Raw genomic sequence first — 13,818 nt, 5'->3', positions numbered from 1 at the left:
TTCAACAAGCGAGGAGGATCGCCATGGGCGTGACCAATCGGTTGGCCTGTTACTCCGACCCCGCCGACCACTATTCCCACCGAGTGCGCATCGTGCTTGCAGAGAAGGGTGTCAGCGCCGAAATCATTTTTGTGGAGGCTGGTCGTCAGCCGCCTAAACTGATTGAGGTGAACCCTTACGGCAGTCTCCCGACGCTGGTCGATCGTGACCTGGCATTGTGGGAGTCGACCGTGGTGATGGAGTATCTGGATGAGCGTTACCCGCATCCGCCATTGATGCCTGTGTACCCGGTGGCGCGTGCCAACAGTCGTCTGTTGATGCACCGCATCCAGCGTGACTGGTGTGGTCTGGTGGATCTGATTCTGGATTCACGCACCAAGGAAGCTGCGCGTGTCGTGGCGCGCAAGGAATTGCGTGAAAGCCTGACGGGCGTGTCGCCGCTGTTCGCCGACAAGCCGTTTTTCCTCAGTGAGGAACAAAGTCTGGTGGATTGCTGCCTATTGCCAATACTCTGGCGTTTGCCGATTCTGGGTATAGAACTGCCGCGGCCGGCCAAGCCGCTGCTTGATTATATGGAGCGTCAATTTGCGCGTGAGGCTTTCCAGGCGAGTCTGTCTGGTGTCGAACGCGACATGCGCTAAGGCTTAAGGAGCCGCTATGAACTCCAGTCGACCTTATCTGGTCCGCGCGCTCTACGAGTGGATTGTGGATAACGATTGCACCCCGCACATGCTGGTCAATTCCGAGTACCCGGCAGTGCAGGTACCACAGGGGTTTGCCAGTGACGGGCAGATTGTCCTGAATATTTCACCGAGTGCCGTGCGTCATTTGCACATGGACAACGACGTGGTGACCTTCGAAGGTCGCTTCGGTGGTGTTCCGCACAGCCTGTACGTGCCGATTGCTGCGATTCTGGGTATCTATGCCCGGGAGAACGGTCAGGGCATGGTGTTCGATCTGGAGTCGCCGATGGACGACGAAGACGAGATCGAGCAGGATGACGATATTCCGCCACCAGACAGCGAGCCGCCGCGCCCAAGCGGCCGGCCAAGCCTGAAAGTGGTGAAGTAATAAAAAAGGCGATCCAACCGGATCGCCTTTTTTGTGCCTGGGTTTTGCGGCTCAGTCGATGTACTCGAACAGTTTCACGATCTTCTGCACGCCGGACACACCCTGGACCAGATTGGTGGCCTGGGCTGCTTCCTGCTTGGTCAGCAGGCCGAGCAGATAGACGATGCCGTTCTCGGTCACGACTTTGATGCGCGAGCCTGGAATGCTGGCGTCGGTGAGCATCTGGGTCTTGATCTTGGTCGTCAGCCAGGAATCGTTCTGGCGGGCGAGGAAGCTCGAAGGCGCAATCACTTGCAGTTCGTTGTGCACCTTCTTCACGCGTTGCACATTGGCAGCTGCCTGTTCGGCCTTGGCCTTGAGGTCTTCGCGTGGGGTCTGGCCGGCCAGCAGCACGATGCCGTTGAAGCTGGTAACGACGATGTGCGAGTCATTGTCCAGGCCCGGATCGGCCTTGGCCACGTTGACGCCGACTTTGGTCTCGATCAATGAATCGTCGATCTTGCTGCCGAAGGTGCGGGTGCCGCGATCGTCTTCGATCGGTGCTTCGCGGCTGGCATTCACCACGGAGGTGCAGCCAGTAATGCCGAGGCACAGGGTCAAGGCCAGAAGGCCAAGGCGATTAGGGGTCATTCTTCACTCCCGAACAGTTGGCTGTCGATCAGATCACAAAGGCAATGGATCGCCAGCAAGTGGACTTCCTGAATACGTGCGGTGACATTGGCCGGTACGCGAATCTCGACGTCCTCGGGTAGCAGCAGCGACGCCATGCCGCCGCCATCGCGTCCGGTCAAAGCTACGACAATCATTTCGCGATCATGTGCGGCCTGGATCGCCTGAATAATGTTCGCCGAGTTACCGCTGGTCGAAATCGCCAGCAACACATCGCCTGGCTGACCGAGTGCACGGATCTGCTTGGAGAACACTTCGTTGTAGCTGTAGTCGTTGGCGATCGAGGTGATGGTCGAGCTGTCGGTGGTCAGGGCGATGGCCGGCAGGCTCGGACGCTCGCGCTCGAAACGGTTGAGCAGTTCCGAGGAAAAGTGCTGGGCATCGCCGGCCGAGCCGCCGTTGCCGCACGAGAGCATTTTCCCTTCGTTGAGCAGGGCGTTGACCATTACCTGGCTGGCTTGCTCGATGTGCGGTGCAAGTACGTCCATCGCCTGTTGCTTGGTGTCGATACTGGCCTGAAAAAGCTGGCGAATTCGGGATTGCATGTCCATCTGTGTGACCTTAATTAGCGCGGCTGTCCGGCACGTGAATGTGCAGCCCGCAAAGCAAAGAGCAAAAGTGTTGAGTGAAAATGTCCAGGTCGGCGCAGGCGCTCAACTATCGAACGCATTCTGCAACCAGTTCAGCTGACCCTGGTGGCTGTCGATGGCCACCACGTCGAAGCGGCAGGGGGAATTGGCCCAACGCGACTCGCGCTGAAGAAAATACTGTGCGGCGAAAATCAGTTTCTGCCGTTTGCGCCCGTCGATACTGTCGAGCGCTCCACCCCATTGAGTGTTCTTTCGGTAACGTACTTCGACGAATACTACTGTATCGCCATCAAGCATGACCAGATCAAGCTCGCCGCGTTTACATAACCAGTTCTGCGCCAGCAGGCGCAGACCCTGGTGTTGCAGATGCTCGAGCGCCTGGCGCTCGGCATCCTTGCCGCTTTGCAGGTGTGACCTGTCGGGCATCAGCGCGGGGTGTCCGGCAGGCGCTGGATCTGGCCGCTGACAAACTGGGCCCATGGCAACTGACGTACGACGCGTTGGCTCTGGGTCATGCCCAGGCTGCCCGACAGACCGTCGATGCGGCTGTCCGGCAGGGTCTTGAGCTGGCTCAGGCGTGGTGCCAGGCGGTAGGCGTCAACACCCATCGCGTACAGACGGCCGAGGCTGCCGGCGGCTTGTGGCCATTGTGCGGTGACCTGTTTGCGCAGTGGATCGTTGGCATCCAGCAGCCACGGGGTTTCGCAGAAGCGCACGCCGTTCATGTCGTTGTACTGGTTCACGTCGCCGCTTGCGCTGAATACGTGGGAGGTCGCGTAGACCGGCACGTCACCGGCGTACTGGAAGTTCAGGGTCGGCTTGATCTGCTGGGCCTGTTGCGGAGTCGCGGCGAGGAAAATGAACTCGATGTCCTGGCGACGCGAAGGCTGGGCGGCGACGTTGGTGCCGGCAGCGTTCTGCAGGCTCTTGGCGCGGGCCTCGCTCTGGCGCAACTGGAACATGTCGGCGATCTGCTGGGCCAGTTGCACAGGTTGATCAACACGCTCGGTGGCGACAATGCTGCCGCCGTTGGCTTGCCAGTCCTGGCTGAAGGCGCGCAGGACGCGGTCGCCCCATTCGCCTTTCGGCACCATGATCGCAGCGCGGTGCAGGCCATCGGCACGGGCGCGGCGGGACACTTCGCGGGCTTCGTCTTCAGCGGCGAGGCCGAACTGGAACAGTTGCGCAGGGCCTTGGTCGCCTTCGCTGTAGTTCAGCGCGAGGGTGGTGATCGGCAGTTGCGGGCGGGTGCTCAGCTGTTTGACCAGTGGTTTTTCCAGTGGACCGACAACCAGTTGCACGCCGTCGGCCTGGGCCTTGCGGTAGAACTCGTCCATGCTGGTCAGGTGCGAGCTGTCGTAGAACACGATGGCCGGTGGTTTCTGACCGGCTTGCTGGGCCTGGTAGTGCGCGGCCATGAAGCCGTCACGCAGGGCCTTGCCCACGGAGGCCAGTTGGCCGTCCTGTGGCAGCAGCAGAGCGATTTTGCTCAGGGGCTGGCTGGCCAGTTCCTTGAGTTTGGTCAGAGGCAGCGGCAGGATTATCGCGGCCGGGTGTTTCGGGTGCTGCGAGCGCCAGTCGTCGATGGCAGCCTGTTGCTGTTCCAGGGTTCCGGCGGTTTTCACGGCCAGGGCCAGGCTCATCCAGCCTGCGAGGTCGTCGGTCCCGTTGGGTTGCAGTTGATCGGTCGGCAGCGACGCAATCAGGGTCCAGATCGCTTCGTGGTTCTTGCTGGCGGCTTCGCCTTCCAGCATCGGTGCGATGAAGATGCGCTCGCGAGCGGCGGCCAGAGTCTGGCCATCGGCTTCAAGGGCGCGGGCGTGAACGGTGCCGGCGCGAACCTGCAGTGGAATCGACATTTCGCTCAGGCGCTGCAGGCTTGGATGGTTCAAGGCTGCCAGCGCGGCTTTCGGCTGGTTGCGGGTCATGGCCAGTTCAGCAGACAAGGTGCTGGCAAATGCCTGCTGGCCTGGCTGGAGCTGCTCCATCGGCACTTGTTGCAGGATCTGCGCGGACTGTCCGGCGTTGCCTTGGCGGTAAGCCATGTCGGCCGCGCTCAGGCGCAGCAACGCAGCTTTGTCCGGCGATTTGGCCTGGGCAGCCTGTTCGAGCAGTTGCTCGATGCTGGCATCCGGAGTCCGTGGAAGTTCGCCAAGGCTGGAGGAAGGGGAGCTGGCGCAAGCCGCCAGCAAGGCAGCGAGGCAGAGGGCAGTGAACAGCCGCAGGCAAGCGATCATGTAAGTGTTCCTGATACTCGATCAAATTAGCGTCGAATTGTACCCAAGCGCTGGCCGGGGCGCGATGTTACTGGTGTGAAACCGTCAATTTAGCTGATGTAAATGTTGCGCGACCGCACAATGGTGCGACAAACCGTGTCTGCCGCGAGCGCATCGCCGGGCGCGTGACGCGCTACAATGGCGGCTTTTACCGATCATGAGGTGTGCGCTTTGACTGCTCCAGGTGCTTTGAATTCCGCTGCGGGCTCGCTTTATGTGGTGGCGACGCCCATCGGCAACCTGGACGACATCAGCGCCCGGGCGTTGAAGATCCTGCGCGAAGTGGCGCTGATTGCCGCCGAAGACACGCGCCATTCCCAGCGTCTGATGCAGCACTTTGGTATCTCCACGCCGCTGGCGGCCTGCCATGAACACAATGAGCGTGATGAGGGCAGTCGTTTCATTACTCGTCTGCTGGCTGGCGACAACGTAGCGCTGATTTCCGATGCCGGTACGCCGCTGATTTCCGATCCGGGTTATCACCTGGTGCGCCAGGCGCGTGCCGCCGGGATCAATGTGGTGCCGGTGCCGGGGGCCTGTGCGTTGATCGCGGCACTGTCGGCGGCCGGTCTTCCATCCGACCGTTTCATCTTCGAAGGTTTTTTGCCGGCCAAGGCGGTGGGGCGCAAGGCGCGTCTGGAAGCCATCAAGGAAGAGCCGCGCACGCTGATTTTCTACGAGGCGCCACATCGTATTCTCGAGTGCCTGCAAGATATGGAAGCCGTGTTCGGTGCTGATCGCCCGGCCTTGCTCGCCCGTGAAATCACCAAGACCTTTGAAACGCTCAAGGGCCTGCCACTGGCCGAGCTGCGTGCATTCGTCGAGGCGGACAGCAATCAGCAGCGTGGCGAATGCGTTGTTGTAGTGGCTGGCTGGACTGCGCCGGAATCCGAAGATGCCGTCAGCAGCGAGGCGATGCGCATCCTCAATCTGCTGCTGGAAGAGATGCCACTCAAGCGTGCGGCCGCTTTGGCTGCGCAAATCACCGGTGAGCGCAAAAACGTGCTGTATCAGGTCGCGCTGGATCAGCAAAAAGGCGCGTAACCCGTCGCGCAGACCGGTTTGCGGGCTATTAGCGCTTGTTCTTCGGGCGCTCTGCCGTTAACCTGCGCGGCGGAGAGTCGATCGGACAGTCGCTGCCCTCTATGAAAATTAGGGGGGGGAGGAAAGTCCGGGCTCCATAGGGCGAAGTGCCAGGTAATGCCTGGGAGGCGTGAGCCTACGGAAAGTGCCACAGAAAATAACCGCCTAAGCGCTTCGGCGCCGGTAAGGGTGAAAAGGTGCGGTAAGAGCGCACCGCACGTCTGGCAACAGTTCGTGGCTAGGTAAACCCCACTTGGAGCAAGACCAAATAGGGTCCCAAGGCGTGGCCCGCGCTGGGACCGGGTAGGTTGCTAAAGATGTCCAGTGATGGCCATCGTAGACGAATGACTGTTCAAGACAGAACCCGGCTTACAGATCGACTCTCCACCTTTTTCTTTTCCCTGCTTGAATTAAAGGCGACAGGGCTGTTTATTATCAGCAGGCCTGCTCTGGAAATCCGGCAGCGGCAATCGCAGTAATAGCCATTTCCCACCTTGCTTCAATCAACAGCAGAAGCGCTTTTGTAATACCGAAAAAATCTTACTCTTAACAAATTACTTTAACTTTCGAGCGCAGCTGTCAGTGCTGTCTCAAGTTATTGGATAAAAGCATCCGCCGGATTCTCGTTGCTCCTCCTTTTATGCTCCTAAATCTCCGTTCTGTAAGGGTTTTCCTTTGATCCGCGCCTTGACGGTGTGGTGGGCGCATTCCTATAGTGTGCGCAAGTGGCGGAAAGTGGCATGAAGTGGGTTTTTTGAGCTCAAAACGATAAAAATTGGAGAAACGCAGACGTGTTTCGCGGAGCTAACGCTATCAGTCTCGACGCAAAGGGCCGTCTCGCCATGCCGAGCCGGTACCGTGACGAGCTCGTTTCGCGTAGTTCCGGCCAGTTGATCGTGACCATTGATGCCGTTGATCCGTGCCTGTGTGTCTACCCGCTCGATGAGTGGGAAATTATTGAAACCAAGTTGCGCGCGCTTCCTTCGCTCCGCGAAGAGAACCGTCGTCTGCAACGTTTATTGATTGGTAATGCCGTCGACCTCGAACTCGACGGCAGTGGTCGTTTTCTGGTGCCGCCGCGCCTGCGCGAATACGCAAAGCTGGACAAGCGCGCGATGCTGGTCGGTCAACTGAACAAGTTCCAACTGTGGGACGAAGATGCCTGGAACGCGGTTTCTGCCGCTGACCTGGCTGCCATACAACAACCGGGCGCCATGCCTGATGAACTGCGTGATCTGATCCTGTGACTATTGATAGCGGCTTTAACCACATCACCGTACTGCTTGACGAAGCCGTCGAGGCTCTCGCCGTACGTCCTGATGGCTGCTATCTGGACGGCACGTTCGGGCGCGGCGGGCACAGCCGGTTGATCCTCAGCAAGCTCGGGCCTGATGGCCGGCTCATCGGATTCGACAAAGATCCACAAGCGATTGCCACCGGGCAAACGCTAGCGGCCGAAGACGGCCGCTTTGTCGTTGTGCAGCGCAGCTTTGCCGAGCTCGGTTCGGTGGTTGCCGAACGTGGTCTGGTCGGCAAGGTCAGCGGCATTCTGCTCGACCTCGGCGTGTCTTCGCCGCAGCTCGATGATGCCGAGCGTGGCTTCAGTTTCCTCAATGATGGCCCGCTGGACATGCGCATGGACCCGTCCCGCGGCATCAGCGCAGCCGAATTCGTCAACACCGCGCCGGTGGAAGAAATCGCCCGGGTGTTCAAGGAATATGGCGAAGAACGTTTCTCCGGCCGCATGGCCCGTGCCGTGGCCGAGCGTCGCGATATTACCCCGTTCGAGCGCACCGCCGATCTGGCCGAAGTGCTGAAAGTCGCCAACCCGGCGTGGGAAAAGGGCAAGAACCCGGCCACCCGTGCATTCCAGGGCCTGCGCATTCACGTCAATAACGAACTGGGTGATCTGGAAGCGGGCCTTGAAGCCGCGCTCGAATGCCTGGAAGTGGGTGGTCGCCTGGTCGTGATCAGCTTCCACTCGCTGGAAGACCGTATCGTCAAACTGTTCATGCGCAAGCTGGTGAAGGGCGAAGCCGACAACCTGCCGCGCAACCTGCCGGTTCGCCACGTCGCCTTCGAACCGAAAATCAAGATCCATGGCAAAGCGCAGACGGCCTCCGACGCCGAACTCAAAGCCAACCCACGTTCCCGTAGCGCCGTCATGCGCGTCGCGGAGAAGCTGCGGTGAGCAAGCTTTTCGCCAAGCCACTGCCTGGCGGCAGCTTTCTCATGCTGCTGCTGTTCATCGGCGTGCTCGTGTCGGCCATCGGCGTGTCCTATAGCGCCCACTGGAACCGGCAGTTGCTCAATACCCTTTATAACGAACTCAGCGTGCGCGACAAGGCGCAGGCCGAGTGGGGGCGTCTGATCCTGGAACAAAGCACCTGGACCGCCCACAGCCGGATCGAAGTACTGGCCACCGAACAACTGAAGATGCACATCCCTGGCGCGGCTGACGTGAAGATGGTGGCGCCATGATGAAACTCGAAGGGGCACTCTTCCCGTGGCGCTTCCGTCTGGTCGTCGGTCTGCTCGGCGTGATGGTGGCCGCGATCTGCTGGCGGATCATCGACCTGCAGGTTATCGACCGTGACTTCCTCAAGGGTCAGGGTGATGCGCGCAGCGTTCGTCACATTCCGATCCCGGCACACCGTGGTCTGATCACCGACCGCAATGGCGAGCCTCTGGCCGTGAGTACGCCGGTGACCACCCTGTGGGCCAACGCCAAGGAAATGCAGCTGGCCAAGGAGAAGTGGCCGGCACTCGCCGCTGCTTTGGGCCAGGATCCGAAAGCCCTGGCCGAACGTCTTGAGGCCCAGGCCAACAAAGAATTCATTTATCTGGTGCGCGGGCTGACGCCCGAGCAGGGCCAGGCCGTGCTCGACCTGAAAGTGCCGGGCGTCTACGGCATCGAAGAATTCCGCCGGTTCTATCCGGCCGGTGAAGTGACCGCGCACATGGTCGGGTTCACCGACATTGATGACCACGGTCGTGAAGGTGTCGAACTGGCCTACGACGAGTGGCTGGCCGGCGTACCCGGCAAGCGGCAGGTCATCAAGGATCGGCGCGGTCGGCTGATCAAGGATGTCCAGGTCACCAAGAACGCCAAGGCCGGCAAGCCCTTGGCGTTGTCCATTGACCTGCGTCTGCAATACCTGGCCAACCGCGAGCTGCGTAACGCGATCATCGAGAACGGCGCCAAGGCCGGCAGTCTGGTGATCATGGACGTGAAGACCGGCGAGATCCTCGCCATGGTCAACCAGCCGACCTACAACCCGAACAACCGTCGCAACCTGCAACCGGCGATGATGCGTAACCGCGCGATGATCGACGTGTTCGAACCGGGTTCGACCATGAAAGCGATCTCGATGAGCGCCGCGATCGAAACCGGCCGCTGGAAACCGAGCGACACCGTCGAGGTGTATCCGGGTTCGCTGCAGATCGGCAAATACACGATCAAGGACGTATCGAAGACCGAAGGTCCGGTGCTCGACCTGACCGGCATTCTGATCAATTCCAGTAACGTCGGCATGAGTAAGGTCGCGTTCGACATCGGCGGCGAAACCATTTTCCGTCTGGCACAGAAAGTCGGCCTCGGCCAGGACACCGGCCTCGGCTTCCCGGGCGAACGTGTCGGCAACCTGCCGAACTACCGTGAGTGGCGCAAGGCTGAAACCGCAACCCTGTCCTACGGCTACGGTGTTTCGGTGACCGCGATCCAGCTGGTGCACGCGTTCTCGGCACTGGCCAACAACGGTCGTCTCGCCCCGTTGACCCTGATCAAAACCGACAAGGCGCCGCAGACCACCCAGGTGCTGCCGGAAGCCGTGGCGAAAACCATGCAGGGCATGTTGCAACAAGTGATTGAAGCTCCGCGTGGCGTATTCCGTGCGCAGGTTCCCGCCTATCACGTGGCCGGCAAGTCGGGTACGGCGCGCAAGACCTCGGTGGGCACCAAGGGCTATGCCGAAAACTCCTATCGCTCGCTGTTCGCCGGTTTCGGCCCGATGAGCGATCCGCGTTATGCCATCGTCGTGGTGATCGATGAACCGACCAAGGCCGGTTACTTCGGTGGCCTGGTTTCGGCGCCGGTGTTCAGCCGTGTGATGTCCGGCACCCTGCGTCTGATGAACGTTACCCCGGACAACCTGCCGAACACCCAGCAGGCCAATGCCACCCCGGCTGTTCCGCTGAAAGCCAATGGAGGGCGCGGCTGATGTCTCTTAGTCTGAACAAGATTTTCCCCCACGCCGGCCACGATCTGTTGATCCGTGAACTGGCACTCGACAGCCGCAATGTGCGCGCGGGCGACTTGTTCCTCGCGGTGCCGGGCGGCAAGTTCGATGGTCGTGCGCATATTGCCGACGCACTGGCTCGTGGCGCCGCTGCGGTTGCTTACGAAGTGGAAGGCGCCACCGTGCTGCCGATCACTGACGTGCCATTGATTCCGGTCAAAGGCCTGGCGGCGCAGCTGTCGGATATCGCCGGTCGTTTTTACGGTGAGCCGAGTCATCACCTGAATCTTGTGGGCGTGACCGGTACCAACGGCAAGACCAGCGTGACCCAATTGGTCGCACAGGCGCTGGATCTGCTCGGCCAGCATTGCGGCATCGTCGGCACCCTGGGTTCCGGTTTCTACGGTTCGCTGCAAAGTGGCCTGCACACCACGCCGAATCCGATCGCCATGCAAGCGACCCTGGGCGACCTGAAAAAGGCCGGCGCCAAAGCCGTGGCCATGGAAGTTTCGTCCCACGGTCTGGATCAGGGCCGGGTCACCGCGCTGGCGTTCGACGTGGCGGTGATGACCAACCTGTCCCGCGATCACCTCGATTACCACGGCACCATGGAAGCCTACGCCGAAGCGAAGGCCAAGCTGTTTGCCTGGAATGACTTGAAGTGCCGCGTGGTCAATCTGGATGACGATTTCGGCCGGCAACTGGCCGCGGAAAAACGTGAGTCGCGCCTGATCACTTATAGCCTGCTCGACAGCAGCGCCTATCTGTATGTCCGTGAAGCACAGTTCGACGACCATGGCGTGCGCGCCACGCTGGTCACGCCGCAGGGCGAACATCATCTGCGCAGCACATTGCTGGGTCGTTTCAACCTGAGCAACGTGCTGGCTGCCGTCGGTGCCTTGCTCGGTCTGGACTACGCCCTCGACGAAATCCTCAAGGTGCTGCCGAAGCTCGAAGGCCCGGCCGGACGCATGCAGCGTCTGGGTGGCGGCACCCAGCCGCTGGTGGTGGTCGATTACGCCCACACCCCGGATGCGCTGGAAAAAGTTCTGACTGCGTTGCGTCCGCACGTCAAAGGCCAGTTGCTGTGCCTGTTCGGTTGTGGCGGTGATCGCGATCGCGGCAAGCGCCCGCTGATGGCCGAAGTGGTCGAGCGTCTGGCCGACCGCGTCCTGGTTACCGATGACAATCCGCGTACTGAAGATCCAGCGGTGATTTTCGATGACATCCGCGCCGGCTTCACGGCTGTGGATAACGTCACATTCGTGGCCGGTCGCGGCCAGGCCATCGCACAACTGATCGCCAGCGCCTCGGCGGATGACGTGGTCGTCCTGGCCGGCAAAGGTCACGAGGACTATCAGGAAATCAACGGCGAGCGCCACGCATTCTCTGATCTGGTCGAGGCCGATCATGCCCTGACCGCGTGGGAGGTGGCCCATGCTTAAGGCCCTGAAACTCAGCGAACTGACCAACGCACTCGACGCGCGGCTGATCAGCGCGGACGCAAGCTTCGACGGCGTGAGCATCGACAGCCGTGCCATCAAGGCCGGCCAACTGTTTATTGCCCTGACCGGTCCGCGCTTTGACGGTCATGACTATCTGAATGAGGTCGCCGGTAAAGGCGCCGTTGCTGCATTGGTCGAGCGCGAAGTCGCCGACAGCACGCTGCCGCAATTGCTGGTCAAGGACACCCGCCAGGCTCTCGGTCAGTTGGGTGCATTGAACCGTGCCGCGTTCACCAAACCGGTCGCGGCCGTGACCGGCTCCAGCGGCAAGACCACGGTCAAGGAAATGCTCGCGAGCATCCTGCGCACACGCGGCTCGGTGCACGCGACCCGTGGCAACCTGAACAACGACCTCGGCGTACCGCTGACCCTGCTCGAACTTGCCCCGGAACATAGCGCGGCAGTGATCGAACTGGGCGCCTCGCGTCTGGGTGAGATCGCCTACACCGTAGGGCTGACCAAGCCGCATGTGGCAATTCTCAACAACGCCGGCACCGCTCACGTTGGCGAGTTCGGCGGGCCGGAGAAAATCGTCGAAGCCAAAGGCGAAATCATCGAAGGGCTGGCCGCCGATGGCGTCGCCGTGCTGAATCTCGATGACAAGGCGTTCGGTATCTGGAAAACCCGCGCTGCCGGTCGCAAGGTGCTGACCTTCGCCCTGAGCAACTCGCAAGCGGATTTCCACGCCAGCGATCTGGCCACCGATGCCCGTGGTTGCCCGGCGTTCAACCTGCACAGTCCTGAAGGTGTGGAACGGGTTCAACTGAACCTGCTCGGCACCCATAACGTCGCCAATGCCCTGGCTGCTGCCGCTGCCGCTCACGCCCTGGGCGTGTCGCTGTTCGGCATCGCCACCGGGCTTGGCGCGGTACAACCGGTCAAGGGTCGCACCGTCGCGCAACTGGCGAAAAACGGCATGCGCGTGATCGATGACACTTACAACGCGAACCCCACCTCCATGTGCGCGGCCGTTGATATACTCGCCGGCTTTTCCGGCCGCACCGTCCTGGTGCTCGGGGATATCGGCGAGTTGGGCGACTGGGCGGAGCAGGGGCACCGCGACGTGGGCGAATACGCCCGGGGCAAGGTTTCCGCGCTTTACGCCGTCGGGCCGAACATGGTCCACGCCGTGAACGCATTCGGCCAAGAGGCGCATCACTTCGGCACGCAGGCCGAACTGATCCAGGCCCTCGGCGCCGAGCAGGACAAAAACACCACCATTTTGATCAAGGGTTCGCGCAGCGCAGCGATGGAAAACATCGTTGCGGCCCTGTGCGGGTCCAGTCTGGAGAAACATTAATGCTGCTGCTGCTAGCGGAGTATCTGCAACAGTTCTACAAAGGCTTCGCGGTCTTCCAGTACCTGACCCTGCGCGGGATCCTCGGTGTGCTGACCGCGCTGGTCCTGTCGCTGTGCTACGGCCCGTGGATGATCCGCACCCTGCAGAACCGTCAGATCGGCCAATCGGTTCGTAACGATGGTCCGCAATCGCACCTGTCCAAATCCGGTACGCCGACCATGGGCGGCGCACTGATTCTGTCTTCCATCGGTGTCAGCACCCTGTTGTGGGCTGACCTGAGCAACCGTTACGTCTGGGTCGTGCTGCTGGTGACCCTGCTGTTCGGCGCCATCGGCTGGGTCGACGACTACCGCAAGGTCATTGAGAAGAACTCCCGTGGTCTGCCAAGCCGCTGGAAATATTTCTGGCAGTCGGTGTTCGGCCTCGGCGCGGCAATCTTCCTTTATATGACTGCCGCCACGCCGGTGGAAACCACCCTGATCCTGCCGATGCTCAAGGACTACAGCATTCCGCTGGGCGCCGGTTTCATCGTGCTGACCTACTTCGTGATCGTCGGCTCGAGCAACGCGGTCAACCTGACCGACGGCCTCGACGGTCTGGCGATCATGCCGACGGTGATGGTCGGTGGTGGCCTGGGCATCTTCTGCTACCTGTCGGGTAACGTGAAATTCGCTGAATACCTGTTGATCCCGTACGTACCGGGCGCGGGCGAGCTGATCGTGTTCTGCGGCGCACTGATCGGTGCCGGCCTGGGCTTTCTGTGGTTCAACACCTATCCGGCACAAGTCTTCATGGGTGACGTCGGCGCACTGGCGCTGGGCGCTGCCCTGGGCACCATCGCGGTGATCGTCCGTCAGGAAATCGTCCTGTTCATCATGGGCGGCGTGTTCGTGATGGAAACCCTGTCAGTCGTCATTCAGGTGGCTTCCTTTAAGCTGACCGGTCGCCGTGTGTTCCGCATGGCTCCGATCCACCACCACTTTGAACTCAAGGGCTGGCCCGAGCCGCGCGTGATCGTCCGTTTCTGGATCATCACCGTGATTCTCGTGCTGATCGGCCTTGCCACCCTGAAGCTGAGGTAGAACG

14 protein-coding genes and 1 other RNA gene are annotated in these 13,818 nt (G+C 60.8%); 11 read left to right on the top strand and 4 right to left on the bottom strand.

The genetic code is table 11. The features are described from left to right. The first annotated feature begins 23 nt into the window (after positions 1-23). Positions 24-641 carry a glutathione S-transferase N-terminal domain-containing protein gene (locus tag DLD99_RS23810; RefSeq protein ID WP_085709342.1) on the top strand — a complete coding sequence of 206 codons (618 nt, stop codon included), beginning with the start codon at positions 24-26 and terminating at the stop codon, positions 639-641. Between the two features lie 16 nt (positions 642-657). Further along, complete coding sequence (locus DLD99_RS23805) at positions 658-1,071, top strand: ClpXP protease specificity-enhancing factor (protein WP_065261496.1); 414 nt, start codon at positions 658-660, stop codon at positions 1,069-1,071. Between the two features lie 51 nt (positions 1,072-1,122). Here DLD99_RS23805 and DLD99_RS23800 read toward each other — a convergent pair whose 3' ends face one another. The 4 genes from DLD99_RS23800 to DLD99_RS23785 form a co-directional block, all read right to left on the bottom strand. Continuing rightward, positions 1,123-1,701, bottom strand: coding sequence for a BON domain-containing protein (locus DLD99_RS23800; RefSeq protein WP_085709343.1), 579 nt, complete (start codon positions 1,699-1,701; stop codon positions 1,123-1,125). Continuing rightward, on the bottom strand, positions 1,698-2,291 hold the full coding sequence (locus DLD99_RS23795) for a phosphoheptose isomerase (protein WP_007928463.1): 594 nt from the start codon (positions 2,289-2,291) through the stop codon (positions 1,698-1,700). The genes DLD99_RS23800 and DLD99_RS23795 overlap by 4 nt, the downstream gene beginning before the upstream one ends. A gap of 102 nt (positions 2,292-2,393) precedes the next feature. Next, positions 2,394-2,756 carry a YraN family protein gene (locus DLD99_RS23790; RefSeq protein WP_007956783.1) on the bottom strand — a complete coding sequence of 121 codons (363 nt, stop codon included), beginning with the start codon at positions 2,754-2,756 and terminating at the stop codon, positions 2,394-2,396. After that, positions 2,756-4,567 carry a penicillin-binding protein activator gene (locus DLD99_RS23785; RefSeq protein WP_114885429.1) on the bottom strand — a complete coding sequence of 604 codons (1,812 nt, stop codon included), beginning with the start codon at positions 4,565-4,567 and terminating at the stop codon, positions 2,756-2,758. Before DLD99_RS23785 ends, DLD99_RS23790 begins: the two co-directional genes overlap by 1 nt. A 177-nt stretch (positions 4,568-4,744) precedes the next feature. Here DLD99_RS23785 and rsmI point away from each other — a divergent pair, with 177 nt between their 5' ends. The 9 genes from rsmI (at position 4,745) to mraY (ending at position 13,814) form a co-directional block, all read left to right on the top strand. Beyond that, positions 4,745-5,650 carry a 16S rRNA (cytidine(1402)-2'-O)-methyltransferase gene (gene rsmI, locus DLD99_RS23780; RefSeq protein WP_114885428.1) on the top strand — a complete coding sequence of 302 codons (906 nt, stop codon included), beginning with the start codon at positions 4,745-4,747 and terminating at the stop codon, positions 5,648-5,650. A gap of 73 nt (positions 5,651-5,723) precedes the next feature. Beyond that, positions 5,724-6,077: RNase P RNA component class A (rnpB, locus tag DLD99_RS23775), an RNA gene on the top strand. Between the two features lie 403 nt (positions 6,078-6,480). Then, complete coding sequence (gene mraZ / locus DLD99_RS23770; RefSeq protein WP_003205355.1) at positions 6,481-6,936, top strand: division/cell wall cluster transcriptional repressor MraZ; 456 nt, start codon at positions 6,481-6,483, stop codon at positions 6,934-6,936. Further along, positions 6,933-7,880 carry a 16S rRNA (cytosine(1402)-N(4))-methyltransferase RsmH gene (gene rsmH / locus DLD99_RS23765; protein WP_162803511.1) on the top strand — a complete coding sequence of 316 codons (948 nt, stop codon included), beginning with the start codon at positions 6,933-6,935 and terminating at the stop codon, positions 7,878-7,880. The genes mraZ and rsmH overlap by 4 nt, the downstream gene beginning before the upstream one ends. After that, positions 7,877-8,170, top strand: coding sequence for a cell division protein FtsL (ftsL, locus tag DLD99_RS23760; RefSeq protein WP_085700842.1), 294 nt, complete (start codon positions 7,877-7,879; stop codon positions 8,168-8,170). Before rsmH ends, ftsL begins: the two co-directional genes overlap by 4 nt. Beyond that, positions 8,170-9,909 (top strand): peptidoglycan D,D-transpeptidase FtsI family protein, encoded by a 1,740-nt coding sequence (locus DLD99_RS23755; protein WP_170931600.1) that lies wholly within the window; start codon positions 8,170-8,172, stop codon positions 9,907-9,909. Before ftsL ends, DLD99_RS23755 begins: the two co-directional genes overlap by 1 nt. Beyond that, positions 9,909-11,372 carry a UDP-N-acetylmuramoyl-L-alanyl-D-glutamate--2,6-diaminopimelate ligase gene (locus tag DLD99_RS23750; RefSeq protein ID WP_085709348.1) on the top strand — a complete coding sequence of 488 codons (1,464 nt, stop codon included), beginning with the start codon at positions 9,909-9,911 and terminating at the stop codon, positions 11,370-11,372. The genes DLD99_RS23755 and DLD99_RS23750 overlap by 1 nt, the downstream gene beginning before the upstream one ends. Continuing rightward, complete coding sequence (locus tag DLD99_RS23745) at positions 11,365-12,732, top strand: UDP-N-acetylmuramoyl-tripeptide--D-alanyl-D-alanine ligase (RefSeq protein WP_114885426.1); 1,368 nt, start codon at positions 11,365-11,367, stop codon at positions 12,730-12,732. Before DLD99_RS23750 ends, DLD99_RS23745 begins: the two co-directional genes overlap by 8 nt. Then, on the top strand, positions 12,732-13,814 hold the full coding sequence (mraY, locus tag DLD99_RS23740; RefSeq protein ID WP_015096766.1) for a phospho-N-acetylmuramoyl-pentapeptide-transferase: 1,083 nt from the start codon (positions 12,732-12,734) through the stop codon (positions 13,812-13,814). The genes DLD99_RS23745 and mraY overlap by 1 nt, the downstream gene beginning before the upstream one ends. Positions 13,815-13,818: the final 4 nt, after the last annotated feature.

This window comes from Pseudomonas kribbensis (genome assembly GCF_003352185.1).
GTDB classification, from domain to species: domain Bacteria; phylum Pseudomonadota; class Gammaproteobacteria; order Pseudomonadales; family Pseudomonadaceae; genus Aquipseudomonas; species Aquipseudomonas kribbensis.
Note: the sequence above shows the minus strand (reverse complement) of the source record. Positions and strands in the feature narration are given on the sequence as shown.

Bases quoted from the DNA above. Each gene is read 5' to 3' on its own strand.
- DLD99_RS23745 (WP_114885426.1), top strand. From the start codon at position 11,365: ATGCTTAAGGCCCTGAAACTCAGCGAACTGACCAACGCACTCGACGCG.
- DLD99_RS23805 (WP_065261496.1), top strand. From the start codon at position 658: ATGAACTCCAGTCGACCTTATCTGGTCCGCGCGCTCTACGAGTGGATT.
- DLD99_RS23755 (WP_170931600.1), top strand. From the start codon at position 8,170: ATGAAACTCGAAGGGGCACTCTTCCCGTGGCGCTTCCGTCTGGTCGTC.
- DLD99_RS23790 (WP_007956783.1), bottom strand. From the start codon at position 2,756: ATGCCCGACAGGTCACACCTGCAAAGCGGCAAGGATGCCGAGCGCCAG.
- DLD99_RS23800 (WP_085709343.1), bottom strand. From the start codon at position 1,701: ATGACCCCTAATCGCCTTGGCCTTCTGGCCTTGACCCTGTGCCTCGGC.
- mraY (WP_015096766.1), top strand. From the start codon at position 12,732: ATGCTGCTGCTGCTAGCGGAGTATCTGCAACAGTTCTACAAAGGCTTC.
- DLD99_RS23795 (WP_007928463.1), bottom strand. From the start codon at position 2,291: ATGGACATGCAATCCCGAATTCGCCAGCTTTTTCAGGCCAGTATCGAC.
- rsmI (WP_114885428.1), top strand. From the start codon at position 4,745: ATGGCGGCTTTTACCGATCATGAGGTGTGCGCTTTGACTGCTCCAGGT.
- DLD99_RS23750 (WP_085709348.1), top strand. From the start codon at position 9,909: ATGTCTCTTAGTCTGAACAAGATTTTCCCCCACGCCGGCCACGATCTG.
- DLD99_RS23785 (WP_114885429.1), bottom strand. From the start codon at position 4,567: ATGATCGCTTGCCTGCGGCTGTTCACTGCCCTCTGCCTCGCTGCCTTG.
- DLD99_RS23810 (WP_085709342.1), top strand. From the start codon at position 24: ATGGGCGTGACCAATCGGTTGGCCTGTTACTCCGACCCCGCCGACCAC.